General features: G+C 70.6%; 10 protein-coding genes. 4 read left to right on the forward strand and 6 right to left on the reverse strand.

Going from position 1 to position 15,302, the window contains the following annotated elements; genetic code table 11:
• Positions 1-54 precede the first annotated feature (54 nt).
• Positions 55-1,419 (reverse strand): hypothetical protein, encoded by a 1,365-nt coding sequence (locus WMF39_RS17010; protein ID WP_437746540.1) that lies wholly within the window; start codon positions 1,417-1,419, stop codon positions 55-57.
• A gap of 681 nt (positions 1,420-2,100) precedes the next feature.
• Here WMF39_RS17010 and WMF39_RS17015 point away from each other — a divergent pair.
• Positions 2,101-2,550 (forward strand): hypothetical protein, encoded by a 450-nt coding sequence (locus tag WMF39_RS17015; protein WP_437746541.1) that lies wholly within the window; start codon positions 2,101-2,103, stop codon positions 2,548-2,550.
• 160 nt (positions 2,551-2,710) lie between these two features.
• Here the strand turns inward: WMF39_RS17015 and WMF39_RS17020 are convergent, their stop codons facing one another.
• Complete coding sequence (locus WMF39_RS17020; RefSeq protein WP_437746542.1) at positions 2,711-6,340, reverse strand: hypothetical protein; 3,630 nt, start codon at positions 6,338-6,340, stop codon at positions 2,711-2,713.
• Entirely contained in the window at positions 6,337-6,711 is a 375-nt protein-coding gene (locus tag WMF39_RS17025) for a hypothetical protein (RefSeq protein WP_437746543.1), read from the reverse strand. Before WMF39_RS17025 ends, WMF39_RS17020 begins: the two co-directional genes overlap by 4 nt.
• Positions 6,712-7,214: 503 nt before the next feature.
• Between WMF39_RS17025 and WMF39_RS17030 the strand changes: the two genes are divergently transcribed.
• Positions 7,215-7,664, forward strand: coding sequence for a hypothetical protein (locus WMF39_RS17030; protein WP_437746544.1), 450 nt, complete (start codon positions 7,215-7,217; stop codon positions 7,662-7,664).
• A 198-nt stretch (positions 7,665-7,862) separates the two neighbouring features.
• On the opposite strand, the gene WMF39_RS17035 is transcribed toward WMF39_RS17030, so the two are convergent.
• Together WMF39_RS17035 and WMF39_RS17040 are read right to left on the reverse strand one after the other, a co-directional pair.
• Positions 7,863-9,092: a hypothetical protein gene (locus tag WMF39_RS17035; RefSeq protein ID WP_437746545.1), complete on the reverse strand. Its 1,230-nt coding sequence runs from the start codon at positions 9,090-9,092 to the stop codon at positions 7,863-7,865.
• A 71-nt stretch (positions 9,093-9,163) separates the two neighbouring features.
• On the reverse strand, positions 9,164-11,740 hold the full coding sequence (locus tag WMF39_RS17040; RefSeq protein WP_437746546.1) for a hypothetical protein: 2,577 nt from the start codon (positions 11,738-11,740) through the stop codon (positions 9,164-9,166).
• A 169-nt stretch (positions 11,741-11,909) separates the two neighbouring features.
• On the opposite strand from WMF39_RS17040, the gene WMF39_RS17045 reads away from it, so the two are divergent.
• Together WMF39_RS17045 and WMF39_RS17050 are read left to right on the forward strand one after the other, a co-directional pair.
• The gene (locus WMF39_RS17045; protein ID WP_437746547.1) at positions 11,910-13,610 is read left to right on the forward strand and encodes a DUF2330 domain-containing protein; all 1,701 of its coding nucleotides are present in this window, start codon (positions 11,910-11,912) and stop codon (positions 13,608-13,610) included.
• Positions 13,611-13,621: 11 nt separating this feature from the next.
• Complete coding sequence (locus tag WMF39_RS17050) at positions 13,622-14,110, forward strand: hypothetical protein (RefSeq protein ID WP_437746548.1); 489 nt, start codon at positions 13,622-13,624, stop codon at positions 14,108-14,110.
• A 42-nt stretch (positions 14,111-14,152) separates the two neighbouring features.
• Here WMF39_RS17050 and WMF39_RS17055 read toward each other — a convergent pair whose 3' ends face one another.
• Positions 14,153-14,932, reverse strand: coding sequence for a hypothetical protein (locus tag WMF39_RS17055; RefSeq protein ID WP_437746549.1), 780 nt, complete (start codon positions 14,930-14,932; stop codon positions 14,153-14,155).
• Positions 14,933-15,302: the final 370 nt, after the last annotated feature.

Below are 15,302 nucleotides of genomic sequence, written 5' to 3' on the forward strand. Positions count from 1 at the left end.
AGCGCCACCCTAGCACCCGCGCGGGGCGCGCAACGGCGGGCAGGGCGCCGGCCGCTACCAGAGGCTCAGCGTGACCGCGAGGGTCAGCAGCGGCAGCGGCGTGAGCACCGCGACGAAGAAGACGAGGACGTCGATCTGGGCGATCCGTGCGCGCCCTCGCTCGAGCAGCCCTGCCTGCTCTCCGGCGACGATCTCGGCGCCGGAGAGAGCCCCTCCGCGGTACGTGCCCGCGGACGTCGGTCCGAGGACCACCACCGGTCCGGGCGGCAAGCCGCGGTCTGCGGCGCGCACGGGAGGCGAGCCGTCCGCGAAGTCGAGCCAGCCGTTCTGCTCGATCACCGCGACCCTCGCCCCCGCGATCCGCGCGAGGGCGCGGCGGGCGCGGCGGCGATACCCGAGCAGCGCCGCGGAGAGCAGCGCCCCGCAGGTCGCGACGGCGATCGCGCGCCGGTGCGCGCCGAGCATGTCGGCGATGAGGCGCATGGACACGGCCGTCGCAAAGAACCGCGGCGCCGTGACGACGGCCGGACCTGCTTCGCCGCCGCGATGGACATCGTGGATCGCTCCGTCGAGCACGAGCAGCTCGCCCCGCTCGCGGTGCTTGGCGAACAGAGACGCTTCGCGAACGAGCGGCGACGCCTGGCGGATGACGAGAGAATCGCGGGGGTTGATCCAACCCGGCTGCTGCCAGCACGCCTCGGGGTCGACCATCGTGTAAATGCCCCGCTGAGACAGCCACGTCACGAGGTGAGCGTCGAAAGACCTCCCGGCCTCCTCCACATCGAGAAAACACCTCTCGGACAGGCTCGGGCACAACCGGCGCACGCCCAGCCGGCCGATGGTCACGTCGTGGGTGCGCGTCACGAGGGGCGGTCCGGACGGGTCCGACGGGCCCTCGGCGATCATCGAGGGCTCCCCCTCGACGGGCGGGACGACCCCGATGCTCGGAAGGGACGCGATGTGATCCTCCGGATCGGGCTCTCGTACGGCGTGAACGGTCGATACGGCAATGAGGCCCGTGGCCAGCGCGAGGACGGCGACGCTCGCCGCGTGGAGAGCGCGCGGCGGCACGCGGACCATGGTGCTCGCCATGGCAGCGAAGAACACCACGCCGAGGGCGCCGACGAGGGCGGACATGAGCCCGAACACGCTCCCGATGCCCGGCAGCCACTCTCGCCATACGTGCCAGGAAGGGGGGATGTCGGGGCACGTCATCGCATCCCGGGTCACGCGGAAGAAAAGGTACGCGAGCGGAAGGACGAAGAGGGGAAGAGAGACGCGCAGCGCAGGGCTGCGGGTCGCGGCGGCGACGCAGAGGAGCACGACGAACAAGCCCGCCTCCACCACGAACCAGGGGACGGCCACGTGCTTGCCCGCGAGGATGGCGAGTGCGATGCAGGGGCCAACCAGGACCCCCACGCACGCGGCGTGACCCCTCGGAGGGTCCGAGAAGAAAGAGCGGGGATGATCGCCCGGTGCCAGCATCAACGCTCCTTGAGCTTCACCGAGGCGCCCCGCCTGCGGCAGGACCACCTGGACGTCGAGGACCGCGCTGCACGCTGCGCGCCTCGGAGAAACGCGCCTCGACCTGCATGGCCGACGATCCCATGGGGCGCCGATCGCCGTCAAGGAGGCCGCCGGATCGCGACGGACGGGCGCTCGACTCCTCGGGCTCGTGCATCGAAGGCGCGGCGCTCCCTTCACAGCCTGCGGGACGCGGGCGGAGCGGGCGGCGCCGAACCGTCTAACGAGCACACCGCCTGCGCCGGCCGCGGCCTCCCGGGCCAGAGAGCACCTGAGAGGACACGTGGTGGAGGCTCGCGCCGTCGGCGTGGGGGCTCTGACCTCCACCGCGCCGCGCGGGCGCCCCCCCGGCGCCGCGCGGTGGAGCGCGAAAACCCCGAAAGAGGCCGTCTTTCCAGTGGATCCTGGGCGCGCCGGGGGCGGCTCGAAGCGCCTCGACAACCTGGCCTGCCGGTTGCTCTATCGGGATGCGACGCCGCGAGACAGCGACGAGGGCCACCCGGGCGACTCGAACTCGCCAGAGGCCGCCGACACGCGATCTCGTGAGCGTGAACCCCGACCCAAGGACACACCACCATGAACATCAAGAACCTGCTCCTCTGCTCACTCATCTCGTCCTTCTCGCTCGTCGGCTGCATCGCCGAGCCGCTCGACGGCGACAGCGCCGATGAGGGCGCGAGCGACGCCGCCGAGGTCGTCGGTGAGGACGCAGAGGCGATCATCGGCCCGGGGGGTGACGACGGCGGCGGCACGGTCACCAAAACGGTGAACCTCTCGTGCTCGATCACCTATCCCAGCATCTTCAACCCGAACGCGGCGATCAAGAACACCTCGCTCTTTGGCGTTCCGGAGGATGCGAAGATCACCTTCACCGTCACGCACTACTACGGCGATCCTGGGCCCTACACCCGCTCGGTGACCGGGCCGCTCGCCAAGGGCCAGACCAAGCTCGTCCCCCTCTCGCACCCCGGCGCGCTCGACGCCTACGGTTGCACCGCCAAGGCCACCTGGACCCTCATCGACTGAACCCGCCGCAGCAGACCAAGCGGTAGCTTCTGAAATCGGGGTCGTCGTCCAGTGGGTGCGAATCCTGCCCGGCCCCGAGCGCACCGCAACAATGGTTCACGGGATGATTTTCTTCAGTCACATGCTCCCATGAGGGGCGCCGATCCGCGAGGGGCGGTCATCATACCCACGACTTCGCCGTGGTGGGCTGGCAGTGCTTGACGAAGAGCGAGCCGTTCGATCGACGGATGAGCACGACCTCGAGGCCCACCCAATCCTCTTTCACGGGGTTGCCGCCCTGGATCGAGATCCACAGCTTTCCGGCCCCGTGGGTCGTGTACTTCATCAGCGTGGTCTCCGTGCCATTCTGCAAGCCGTTGATCTCCGCGCGGTGCTGGTGCAGCACCCGCGCGAGCTGCGTGGCCATCCCATCGAGCCCGCTGGGGATGCAGGCGTTGGCGCCCACGTTTCGGCGCAACTCGGCCGCGTTTTTGGCCGAATTGTCATTGCCGGCATAGTGTTCGGCGCAATTGTTACCGGCGTTTCTCGCGAGCAACGCGTGGGCGTCATGTACAGCATAATCCTGCTGGGCGAGCAGCTGGTTCGCCGTCTGCTGGTCGCCGCCCGTGGCCTTCAACGCGAAGAGCCGCTCGTGCACGACGTCGAAGGTCGCAGCGCCGTTCGTCGCGTAGTCGAGGGCATCCTGGGCCTGTTGACCGGCGATGCCCCACGACTGCACCAGGACCTCGGCGGCCTCTTTCCCGAGAGGCGTCCCCTGGGCCTCGATGAGCAGGCCCGCATTGGCGGCGTCGCCGAGCACACGCTGTCCACGTTCGAGGAGCCAGAGCAGACGGGCCTCGGGGAGCGCGGGCGCGCTCGCCAGAATCACCATGGCCTTGTCGAAATCGTCGATCACCCACTGTCGCGCTTGGAGCACGTTCAGTGCGCGATCGGACCCGAAGTTCGCGCTCGCCGCATCACGGAGCACGCGGTCGAACAGGAGGAATTTGCTACCGACTGGCCAGAGCTGGTGGTCAGCGAGGATCGTGCTCCAGTCTGCGTCGGACAGAGGCAGCGCGAGCAGCTCGGTCAGCTTCACGCAGCGATCAGGGGTGTAGTAGCGGGACAGCAGCTGCGCGACTGCCACGGCGGTGCGCCCCTTGCGGACGACGTCGCAGGCGGCTTTCAGCAGCTGGGCGGTCGCCTGCAGGTTCGCCGCCAGGCAGGCCGGCGCGAGGCTCTTCAGCAGCGTGAGACCCGGGGTGACCTGGAGCTCGACCGAGGCGAGCTGCAGCCAACTGTGGAGTTCCCTGGGCGGGTAGGACCTCCTCACCGCGTCGCCGAGCTGGGGTTCGGTGCCGCGGTGGGTAAAGAACTTCTCGGCCGCGGTGAGGATCTTCTGGTCTGCGCCGTAGTTGCCAAGCAAGGCTGGGAGGTTTCGCTTGACGATGATCGTGACCTTCTGGGGTGGACCGTTGAGCGCAGCCTCGATGTCGGTTGTGCCGATGTCGGCGCACGACACGTTCACGATGCCCGCCTGGACCGGGACGCCCCCGACCCAGGTGATCTGACTCGCGGCGGGGGGCGGCGAGGTGACGGCTCGGATCACCACGTCGGTTGTCCCCTTGAAGGCCTCCCAGGCGCCGCTGCCATTGTCCGTGGCGTTGACGACATCGAGCCGGACGAGCACGGGGTGCACGGTGAGGGTGTCGGAGCGGGACGCGCCGCGCAGCGACACCCGCACGTCCCGCGAGCCGAGCTGATCGCACGAGACCTGGGCGGTGTGTTGGTCGCCGCTGGGCGCGGCGCCCTCCCATTGGAGCTGGTTCCAGGCGTCCGGCACGTCGGGGAGGGTGGTGGCCGTCGCGGTGACCGTCGCAGCGGCGTCGTAGGATGCTTCTTTGTCGCTGAGCTCCAGCGAGACGAGCACGGGGTGCACGGTGAGGGTGTCGGAGCGGGACACGCCGCGCAGCGATACCCGCACGTCCCGCGAGCCGAGCTGATCGCGCGAGACCTGGGCGGTGTGTTGGTCGCCGCTGGGCGCGGCGCCGTGCCATACGAGCTGATTCCATGCGCCCGGTACGTCGGGGAGGGTGGTGGCCGTCGCGGTGACCGTCGCAGCGGCGTCGTAGGACGCTTCTCTGTTGCTGAGCTCCAGCGAGACGAGCACGGGGTGCACGGTGAGGGTGTCGGAGCGGGACACGCCGCACAGCGATACCCGCACCTCCCGCGAGCCGAGCTGATCGCACGAGACCTGGGCGGTGTGTTGGTCGCCGCTGGGCGCGGCGCCCTCCCATTGGAGCTGGTTCCAGGCGTCCGGCACGTCGGGGAGGGTGGTGGCCGTCGCGGTGACCGTCGCAGCGGCGTCGTAGGATGCTTCTTTGTCGCTGAGCTCCAGCGAGACGAGCACGGGGTGCACGGTGAGGGTGTCGGAGCGGGACACGCCGCGCAGCGATACCCGCACGTCCCGCGAGCCGAGCTGATCGCGCGAGACCTGGGCGGTGTGTTGGTCGCCGCTGGGCGCGGCGCCGTGCCATACGAGCTGATTCCATGCGCCCGGTACGTCGGGGAGGGTGGTGGCCGTCGCGGTGACCGTCGCAGCGGCGTCGTAGGACGCTTCTCTGTTGCTGAGCTCCAGCGAGACGAGCACGGGGTGCACGGTGAGGGTGTCGGAGCGGGACACGCCGCACAGCGATACCCGCACCTCCCGCGAGCCGAGCTGATCGCACGAGACCTGGGCGGTGTGTTGGTCGCCGCTGGGCGCGGCGCCCTCCCATACGAGCTGGTTCCAGGCGTCCGGTACGTCGGGGAGGGTGGTGGCCGTCGCGGTGACCGTCGCAGCGGCGTCGTGGGACGCTTCTCTGTTGCTGAGCTCCAGCGAGACGAGCACGGGGCGCACGGTGAGGGTGGCCGAGCGGAATTGGCCGCGCAGCGACACCCGCACGTTCTGCGAGCCGAGCTGATCGCACGAGACCAGCGCCGTGTTGCCGTTCGATGACGCGACGCCATGCCATCCGAGCTGGGCCCAAACGGCCGGATCGTCGGGGGAGGTGGTGGCCGTCGCGGTGACCGTCGCAGCGGTGTCGTAGGACGCTTCGTTCGCGCTGAGCACCAGCGAGTCGAGCCGGAACGCCCGCACGACGAGCTCGTCCTCGAACCCGCCAAGGGTCGCCCCGATGATCTGCTCGTCGAACACGGCGCGCGAGACAGTGCGCAGGTTCGGGCTTCCGTCAGCGGGAGCCCCGCCGGTCCACTGGATCTGGGCCCACGTCTCCTCATCGTCGGGCGTGGTCGTCGCCCGCACCAGCACCCCCCCGTCCTCTTCGTGGAGCGTCCACCAGGTCCCGCGGTGAAGCTCGGCGTCTCTCACCACGTCGAGCCGCACGAGGAAAGGATCGAAGACCGTGACGTGATGGGAGGCGAACATCGGGCCGAGGCATGCGAACACCACGAAGTCGCCGGCTTGCGAGCGTGGGACCAGCCGGTGCCGGGGACTGCCCGCGTCGAGCCCCCCAACCCACGCGATCTGGTTCCAGGCGGTTCCGTCGTTGGGGATGGTATCCGCCTCGAGAAGGACGAAGCCGGCGGGGTGCGTGGTCGTTCGCGAGGCGCTCGGCCCGATCGGCGTGGCGCCTGCGATGACCCTGAGATTGACGAGCACCGGGCGGCAGTCCCGGCAGGCCAGGATGGGGTCGCCGACCCGCCGGGCGCTGTGCTCGCCGAACGCCTGATCGCGCGCTTCCTGCCTGGGTGACGGCTTGTGCCGCTTCCTAGGCTGGAGGTCGTAACCCGTCGGGATGTTGCGCTTCATGGCGAGCCGTCGCCTCCCAGGGGAAACCCTCGTGCATTGGCCTCGTCCTCGAGGGCCGGCATCTTCAGATCGCCATGGAGGGCGGGATCGCCGAGGATCCGGGCGATCCAGGGGTGGGCGGGATCGGCGTCGAAGCCGGGGCCGACATCGAGCATCCAGTCGAGAAACTGGACCACGTGATGCTCGAGGGTGACGCCGTAGCGGCCGGCGCGGACCACGCCCTCCTCGATGAAAGCGCGGAGCTCGGCGTCGCCCAGCGCCTCGCAGGCGGGGCCATGCCAGCGCCGGAGATAAGCGGCGGTCTGGTCCAGGAAGCGGTCTCGCTGCAGGGCGGCGAACGCCGCCTTCTGGTGGCGTCGGATGATCAGCATGGGACCGACGGCCGGTGACCAGAGATCGTGGGGCGCACGAGAGCGGATGCTACGCGGTGCGAATGGCCCGCACAACGCTCGCCGGGCCCTCCTCGGCGACAAGGTGGCCGACCTCCGGCGATGGGCGCACGCCGGCGTGAGGAAGGGCGGCCAGCTGGCGGCTCCTCGTTCCCGTTTCCGCGCGACGCAGTCTGCCAGGCCAGAGAGCACCTGTTGGAGGCTCGCGCCGTCGGCGTGGGGGCTCAGACCTCCACCGCGCGGCGCGGGCGCCCGCCGGCGCTGCGCGGTGGAGCGCGAAAACCACGAGAAAGGCCGTCATCCCCGCGGATCCAGGGCGCGCCGGGCGGCGGCCCGAAGGGCCCCGACAACCTGGCCTGCCGATTGCTCTACCGGGATGCGACGCCGCGAGGCAGCGACGAGGGCCACCTGGGCGACTCGAACTCGCCAGGGGCCGCTGACACACGATCTCGTGAGCGTGAACCCCGACCCAAGGACACACCACCATGAACATCAAGAACCTGCTCCTCTGCTCGCTCATCTCGTCCCTCTCGCTCGTGGGCTGCATCGCCGAGCCGCTCGACGGCGACAGCGCCGATGAGGGCGCGAGCAACGCCGCCGAGGTCGTGGGTGAGGGCGCAGAGGCGATCATCGGCCCCGGGGGGGACGACGGCGGCGGCCCGGTCACGAAGACCGTGAACCTCTCCTGCTCGATCACCTATCCCAGCATCTTCAACCCGAACGCGGCGATCAAGAACACCTCGCTCTTTGGCGTTCCGGACTCGGCGAAGATCACCTTCACGGTCACGCACTACTACGGCGATCCTGGGCCCTACACCCGCTCGGTCACCGGGCCGCTCGCGAAGGGCCAGACCAAGCTCGTCCCCCTCTCGCACCCCGGCGCGCTCGACGCCTATGGCTGCACCGCCAAGGCCACCTGGACCATCATCGACTGAACCCGACCCTGCTGGTTCCTTTCCGGGAAAATTCACAGGGAGGCGGGGAGACGGGGAGTAGAATCCCATCAATCTCCCCGTCTCCCCGCCTCCCTGTTCAATTTCTTTTTTTTTTATGATGCCAACAAATGAGAGGATTTGTCAGCTTCGGAACGAGGTATCGACGACCGGGCACGGCGCACCGCGCGATGTCGTCTCTCATTCCTCTGCTTCGGTACTGCAGGTGATGTTGAGCCACCCTCGACGGCCTTCGATCGCGCCGCCGATGAACCGGAGCGGCCATGGGTGCTCCGAGGGCATGCAGCGCCACTGCGACACGAGCTCCGGCACCTCGGTCGCGCAGAAGCCGCTCGGGCATCCTGGACAATCGAGCGAATGCCGGCAGCTCTCCAGGTCGGCGCCGGCGAGCTGCACGACCTCGCAGCGGCGCAGCTCCGCGCCGTGGCGCTCGACGAACGTGGGCTGCCCTCCTGGATCGCGCCGACCTCGCGCGGCATCGCAGCGCTCGAGATCGGCCTGATCGATCATGACCTTGCAAGCGACCACGCCTCCGGCGTCCACGGCGAGCGGGTGGGCCTGGCAGATGAAGCCGCAATCGGCAAAGCCCGGGTGAAGGAGCATGTCCCACGTCTGCTGATCGTCGCAGCTCGAGGCGATCGGCTCCGCGCGCACGAGCTCGCTCCACGCCGCGAGTCGCCCGCTGCCTTCGTCGATGGCGTGACAGGTCCAATCGGGCGTGGTGAAAGGCCCGACCACCTCCGTGTCCAGGGTCATCGACAGCGCTGTCTGGCTGGGTACCTCGTCGGCGACGAGCCCGGGCCCCTCGTCGTCGCGCGTGCTCGCGACGAGCAACCTCGCGATCCTGTCCTGGGGCAGCGACCTGACGAGGGCTACCTCGGCCTCCCCCACGGGTGCGCGCGCGCCCGTGACGAGCTCCAGCGCGCGCCTGGCCGTCCGTAGCGGGCGGTACTCCTCCCCGGGCTCGGCGAGGCGCTGTCCCAGCGCCTCTGTCACGCCTGCCATCACCGGCTCGACCTCTTCCTCGTGCGAGGTCTGCGTGGTCCACGCGAGCGCGGGGATTTCCCTCGAGGTGACGAGCGCCGCAGCGTCGGGCGCGCTCGGCCGCGCGACGACCACCCGGAGTTCGCCGGGGTGCCACTGGGCCGGATCCGCGCTGCCGCATGTTCCCCACCGCGATCCGATCACGGCAAGGAGGCCCGCGCGCACGCTCTGGGCGACGCGCTCGCGGAGCTGCGCGGCTTCGGCCGTGTCCGCGTCATCGACGACCAGCACGATGACCACCGGGCGCTCCGCGCTGAGCCCTCCGTCGAGGACCAGCTGCGAGGTTGTCCGGGGGTCCACCGCCACCGGATCCGTGCCGCACGCCACGGCGGCGAGCGTCAACCATGGGAGATGGAGAGACCTCATTTGCCACATCACGGGCGATGTTGGCAACACGCGTACCAGTGAGGGCGCTGCTCTCCAGGCCGAGAAGAGCGCTATTCCTGCGGTATCCGAAGGGGCCAAGCGCGCTCCGTGCCAACGCGGCGGCGCGCGGCGCCAACCCAGTTGCTCAACTTGAGCGAACCGCTCCCGACCGGAATGGTGATGCGGGATCCGCAACTCATCCAAGCATCTGAGGAGCCCGTCCACGGCACGCTGGGCGGCTCCTCGTCCCCGTTTCCCGGTGCATTGCCCCACATCCCCGGAGACGGAGCGCGGCCGGCGCTCAAACTCCCAGCTTCGGGCGCTGAGCGATGATGAAGTCGACGGCGGCGCGGACGCTGTTCACCTTGGCGTAGTCGGCGCTGAAGGCGGCCACGAGCGCTTTCGCCTCCGGCCAGGCGCCGCGCCATCGGGGAGAGCGCCTCGGGGCGGACCGTCTCGCGCTCGTTCGGCCGAGGCGGGAACAGGAGCGCCAGCCCGAGCGCCACGATCCTCGCGGAGGGGGCGTCCGGGCCCTCGAGCGGCGCGAGCAGGGAGCGCGCGGCCTCCTCGCGCGTGGCCTCGCTCGCGTTCCGGAGGATCGCGAAGGCTCGCTCACGGAGATTTCCATCCCAGAAGGGCAGGGCGTCGGCCGCCTTGGACTTCAGGCCGAGCGCCTGGCAGAGGCGCAGGAGCCCTCCTTCGGGCAGTCGCTCGAGCGGGGCGCCGAGCGCGAGCGCGAGCGCGGCGACGGAGGCGAGGGGAGCCGAGCGTCCCTTCACGGCGCCCGCGAGCAGCGCGTGCGCTTCGGTGTCCTGCTCGCGCGCCAGCCACGCGCCGAGGCAGAGGAAGGCGGCCATGCGCGTCGGCTCCTGCTTCTCGCGCTGTGCGAGCTCGAGCACGGCCGCCCGCGTCACGCTCGACGGCGCGATGTGGGTGAGGGCGTAGAGGGCGTGCGCGCGGATGTTCGGCGCCGCTTCCCCGAGCCGCGCTGCGAGCGTGGGCTCGTGGCTGGCGAGGGCCGCGCGCGCGGCGGCGCGCGCTGCGGGGCGCTCCTCGCGCGCTCCCCGGTCCTCGGCCAGGCGGACGCCGAGCCGGAGCGCGTGGAGGTGCACCTTCGGATCCCACGCCGGGTCGCCCTTCACGAGGTGGGCGAAGAGCGCGGGAGCTTCGGGCGCACCGGCAGGGTCGGTGGCGAGATCGTCGAGGACGCGGAGCGCGCGCTTCCTGTCGGGCGTCTTGCCGCCGATCGCCTCGATCAGGCGAGCGATGGGCGCCTCGGTGGGCAGAGCGACCCGGGCGAGCAGGTCGAGCGCCGCGTCCTTGCAGGGCAAGTCGCGCACGAGGCGGAGGGTGCCCTGCGTGTGCTCCGACTCGCAGGCTCGCGCCGCGCGGTGCCAGGCGATCAGCTCCTCGCGGGACTGCCACTGGGTGTGCGCGAGCCGGAGGGCGCGCGGGGCGTCACCCGGGCCCGGCGGGAAGTCGCCCGTCTCGAGCGCGGCGTCCCAGGTCGGGTGAAAGGCGTCGGCCATGCGGCAGGGCTCGTCGATGTAATCGTGGAGCCCGAGGCCGGTGGGATCGAGGGGCGCGGGCTCTTGGTTCGGCGAGAAGTCGGGCGCGCCCCGCGCCATCCCCACGAACGAGACGGCGCCGCCCTCCTGGGCGCACCATTCCCATTCCACCTCACGGATCTCGCGGTAGCCACGCCGGGCGGCCGCGGCGAGATAATCGTCGCGCTCGTCCTCCGCGCACGGAGCGCCGCCGCGCGCGACAAGGAACGGCGGAAGGCGGAACCAGCGCGGGGGCCGCGCCGAGCGGAAGCCGTCCTGGAACGCCGCTTCGTCGACGTCGCCGAGGTCGGCCGCGGCCCAGCAGGTGAGCATGTCGTCGGGCGCGAAGCCCACGCGCGCGACGCCGCCGGGCACGACCACGAGCTCGTGCCCCGTCTCGGTGTCGCGCAGGACGCCGAGGCCGTCGCTGCCCACGTGCGGCGCCGCGAGCTCGAAGCTCGGTCCGGAAGCCTCCGCGGCGAGGCGCTCCACGAGCTCGGCGAGCACGCGTTCCTTGCCGCCCTTCGACAGGCGCCGCCAGTCGTCGATGTTCGCGAGCGCGGCGACGAGATCGAGGTCGTCCACGGGGGCCGGCGCGTCGATGGCGTCTGGCTGGCCCTTCTTGGCGGGCTTCGCGGCCTTCCTGGGCGGCAGCGCGTCTCGCTTGGCGGCGTCGTACGCAGCGCGCGCGCTCGGGCTGACGCGCGCTTCGAGCAAGACCTGGTCGTCCTCGGTCAGGGCGCGGGGCGTCTGGAGCGACATCGCGAGCTTCCCGGGCGCCGCCGTCAGGCCCTTGCCGCTCGAGAAGCGCAGGCTGCCGACCATATCGGTGATGTCGGTGATGGGAGCGACGTTCGCCTCCGCCGTCCACATCTCGGCCTCTGCCTGGGGGAAGCGGAGCGCGGCCACGAGCCAGAGGCGCTCTCCGGGCTGGCGCACCGTGGCCAGGTAGAGCGTGCCTCCCTCCGAGAGGGGCTCGAGGGCGCGGTGTCGGCTCAGGTAGCGATCGAGGGGCAGGACGCTCCCTGGCTCGCACGCCCCGTGTTGCTTCTCCAGGCCAGCGAGCGCGGCGGCGCTGATGATCGCGAGTACGCTTGCCATGAATCGACGCTATCTCGGAAGGCGGCCCCGAAGGGCGAGCGGATGCGCTCTCGAAAGCGGGCTCCGCGAGGGCGGCGTGGTCGTACCCAGGAATCGCCTTTTCTTGTCCATGGCACTGTGTTTGCCTGGGGGCGTTCGCCCGATCGATCGGGCGAGGAGGATGTAGACCATGCGCAAGCTATGGGTGGCTCCGGTGATGGCGGCGGCGGCGCTGATGACTGCGCCACGACCCGCTGAGGCGTGCGGCGGATTCTTTTGCGGACGACAGCCGGTGGACCAGACCGCGGAGCGGATCTTGTTCGCGACGAACCAGGACGGCTCGGTCACGATGGTGACGCAGATCCAGTATGCGGGCGCGGCGCCGGACTTCGCCTGGGTGGTTCCGCTCGCCGAGGTGCCGGCGGTGGAGAGCCTCGCTGTGTTCCCGCAGCTTGCGCTCACCGCCCTCGATTCAGCGACGGGCCCGCAGTTCCAGTGGCCCGACGACCCGAACTGCTACCCCGCCTTCCCCGAGTCCGCGGGGGGCGGGCCCACCGCGGGCGGCACCGACGACGGCGACGTCACGGTGCACATCCGGGAAGAGGTCGGGCCGTACGACGTGGCCGTGGTCGAGTCGACCGATCCCACGGCGCTCGTCGGCTGGCTTCGCGACAACAACTTCCGCGTCAACGACGCGATGGTGCCGTACATCCGCATCTATACGAGCGAGGGGATGAAGTTCCTCGCGCTGCGGCTCCAGCCGGACGCTGAGGTCACCGACATCCAGCCGTTCCGCTTCACGCTTCCGTCGGGGTCGCCGTCGATCCCGATCCGGCTGACGGCGATCGCGGCCGAGCCGGAGATGGGCATCACCGTGATGATCCTCGGCGACCGGCGTTATGGGCCGGCCAACTGGCCGGACGTCGAGATCGACGACAACCAGATCGTCTGGAGCGCGAACCAGTGGCCGGTGCAGACGAACTGGACGGCGCTCGTCGCGCGCGGCGTCGACGAGGCCGGCGGCCGAGGCTTCGTCACGGAGATGAGCGGACCGACGACCGACATCGCCGAGCAGGTCCGCAACACGATGACCTCGGACGAGGATCAGCTGGCCGCGCGCGACGCGCTGCTGCCGCTGCTGGAGGGCAACGCGACCATCACCCGGCTCTATACGCGCCTGTCGCCCGAGGAGATGACCGTCGATCCGATCTTCCGGCGCACCGACGGTCCCGTGGTGTCGAACACCCGCCTGCTCCCGCGCTACGTCGATGACCGCGACCTGTGCGTCGCGCCGGGCGCCGAGGCCGCCGGCGCCGCGTCGCCGTGCGATTTCGCGGCGTGCGGCGCAGGCGGCCTGTGCCGCGTCGTCGAGGGCGCAGACGGCACCCAGCCCGTCGCCGCCTGCGCGTGTGTGCCCGGGACGACCGCCCGCACCACGTTCGATCCGTCGGGTCGGCCGACGGTGACCTGCCAGGACCTCCGCATGTCGTTCCTCAACCCGGGTGACCGCGCACTTCCTGACGCGCCGCCGCTCGCGGATCCTTGTGCGACGTTCGATTGCGGCGCGAACGGCGAGTGCGTGCCGATGAACATGACGCCGACCTGCCGCTGCTCGACCGGTTATGTGGCGGTAGGCACGATCGGCGCCGACGGCAGCCGCACGTCGACCTGCGTGCTTCCCGACGAGCCCGTCCCCGCGTCCTTCTACGACCGGCGCGTCCCGCAGCTGCCCGATTCGCTGCCGGGTGGCCGACCGGTCGATGTGCCGCCGCCCGCCGTCGCGGCCGCCTCTGGAGGCTGCAACGCCGGCGGCCATGCGGGCAGCGCCGTCGGTCTCAGCGGCGCGCTTCTCGGGCTGCTGGTGGCCGCGCGCCGCCGCCGGCGCTCGTAGGAGTCCACGCCGTGGCCAGCTCGACCTCCGCCGCGGGTTTCGCCGTGCTCCTCGCGTTCGCTCCCGGCTGCGCCGGCGGGGACGAGCCGCCGGCGCAGGGCATCGGCGAGCTCGGCACCGGCGAGTGGCAGTTCGAGCCGCTGGCCGACGGCCAGGAGGTCGAGCTCGCCCATGGCGCTCAGGGCGGCTGGCACGTGTGGACCAGCGTCCGGACGCTCGGCCTGGAGCCCGAAGGCGCCCAGCTCGAGGTCACGACGACCGTGATCGGCGATCCGTCCTCGGCGACGACCAGCCGGGGGAGGATCGCGCTCGAGGAGCTCGAGGACGGCCGGTGCGAGTTCATCGGATGGCCGGCCGTGCTCCGCGAGCCAGCTTGTGCCATCGGCCAACCGCTCCGGATCAGGGGGGTGGTGACCGACGCGCGAGGCACGGTTGCGACCGCCGAGCGGCTGGTACTCCCCCGATGGGACAGCGACGAGGCCTGTGCTGGGCGGCCATAGGGCCGGAAATCCACATCGCCAGTCGGGTCCAGCAGCTCTGGGTCAGAGCGAGTGAACGATCCAGACGGCTGGCTCTTCATAACGTCCGCGCCGACCCTGGACGTACACGGGGGCAAGGCCGCCGGGGATCTCGAAAGACCGTTCGGAAGGCAGGATAGGCCTGCCGAGCCAGACCTCCCAGAAATCGAGCTCCAGGTCGACCACGAGGGCGCAACGGGGAGTCCCGGCGATCCGGCCCCCAACGCGGACATGTGTTCGGACCCACGGGTCGGTGGGCAAGCCGTCCTCGCGGGCGCGATCGAGGAACTCCTCGATGTCGATGCCTGGGCAGGATGCCTTGGACGGGGGGCGCACCGGGGCGAGCACGCCGGAGAGGCCCGATCGCCGCGCCAGCGCCTTGAAGCCGGCGAGAACGAGCGCGCTCACGCCCTGGCCGCGGAACAGCGGCGACACCGAGGCGGTGAAGGCGCCCAGGTGCGTTGGCGGCTCGCCGTCGCGGACCGCCTTCGCACGGAGGACCTGCCACCTCCAGCCGCTGTCGGGCGGCGCCGCCAGATCGTCGCTCCGCACGGAGATCGGAGCGGCGTTGCCGACGGCGGCCAGGCGCCCCGTCGCCCTCTCGACGAGGCCGAACGTGAACGCGGGGGTCTCCCGTAGGATCTCCAGATAGGCGTCCTCGACGTCGTTGGAGTAGATGAACGGCGTCGCGGCCCATGCCTGCGCGACGACGACATCCATCAGGGCGCCGAGATCCGGGCGCTCTGCGCGCGTGAACATGTCGAAGCGGTCGCTCACCGCTCCAGGCGGAGCATCGTGGGTCATGCGAAGTCGTTCAGCTCGGCGAACGCCGTAGTCACATCCAAGGATGGGCGCAACGCCCACGACGAGCGGAGCAAATCCGCCGTGGATTGTCAAGCGAGCGCCATAGTTTCAGTGACAAGCCGCGACGCAGAATCGTTTGTTCGCGCCAACGCGCGCCAACGCGCGCCAACGCGCGCCAACGCGCTCCAACGCGTGATGTTGCCGTCGCCGAGGTGTCTTTGACGCGGAGAGCTCGTCTCGGGCCCGCTTCTGGCCTAGAAGGCTCTCGTGCCCTGTCCGCCGGGCCGTCCGGTCAGCCGCTCCGGGCCGCGAGGACGAGCTCCCCGCGCGACGTCGCCTGCGACCGGCCCCGTCGAGTGATATGAGAACG

It is taken from the genome of Sorangium sp. So ce1504, assembly GCF_051521635.1.
Lineage (GTDB): Bacteria > Myxococcota_A > Polyangia > Polyangiales > Polyangiaceae > Sorangium > Sorangium cellulosum_B.

Excerpts from the sequence above, each read along its gene's own strand:
- WMF39_RS17055 (WP_437746549.1), bottom strand. The coding sequence starts at position 14,932 with ATGACCCACGATGCTCCGCCTGGAGCGGTGAGCGACCGCTTCGACATG.
- WMF39_RS17025 (WP_437746543.1), bottom strand. The coding sequence starts at position 6,711 with ATGCTGATCATCCGACGCCACCAGAAGGCGGCGTTCGCCGCCCTGCAG.
- WMF39_RS17015 (WP_437746541.1), top strand. The coding sequence starts at position 2,101 with ATGAACATCAAGAACCTGCTCCTCTGCTCACTCATCTCGTCCTTCTCG.
- WMF39_RS17020 (WP_437746542.1), bottom strand. The coding sequence starts at position 6,340 with ATGAAGCGCAACATCCCGACGGGTTACGACCTCCAGCCTAGGAAGCGG.
- WMF39_RS17040 (WP_437746546.1), bottom strand. The coding sequence starts at position 11,740 with ATGGCAAGCGTACTCGCGATCATCAGCGCCGCCGCGCTCGCTGGCCTG.
- WMF39_RS17035 (WP_437746545.1), bottom strand. The coding sequence starts at position 9,092 with ATGAGGTCTCTCCATCTCCCATGGTTGACGCTCGCCGCCGTGGCGTGC.
- WMF39_RS17030 (WP_437746544.1), top strand. The coding sequence starts at position 7,215 with ATGAACATCAAGAACCTGCTCCTCTGCTCGCTCATCTCGTCCCTCTCG.
- WMF39_RS17045 (WP_437746547.1), top strand. The coding sequence starts at position 11,910 with ATGCGCAAGCTATGGGTGGCTCCGGTGATGGCGGCGGCGGCGCTGATG.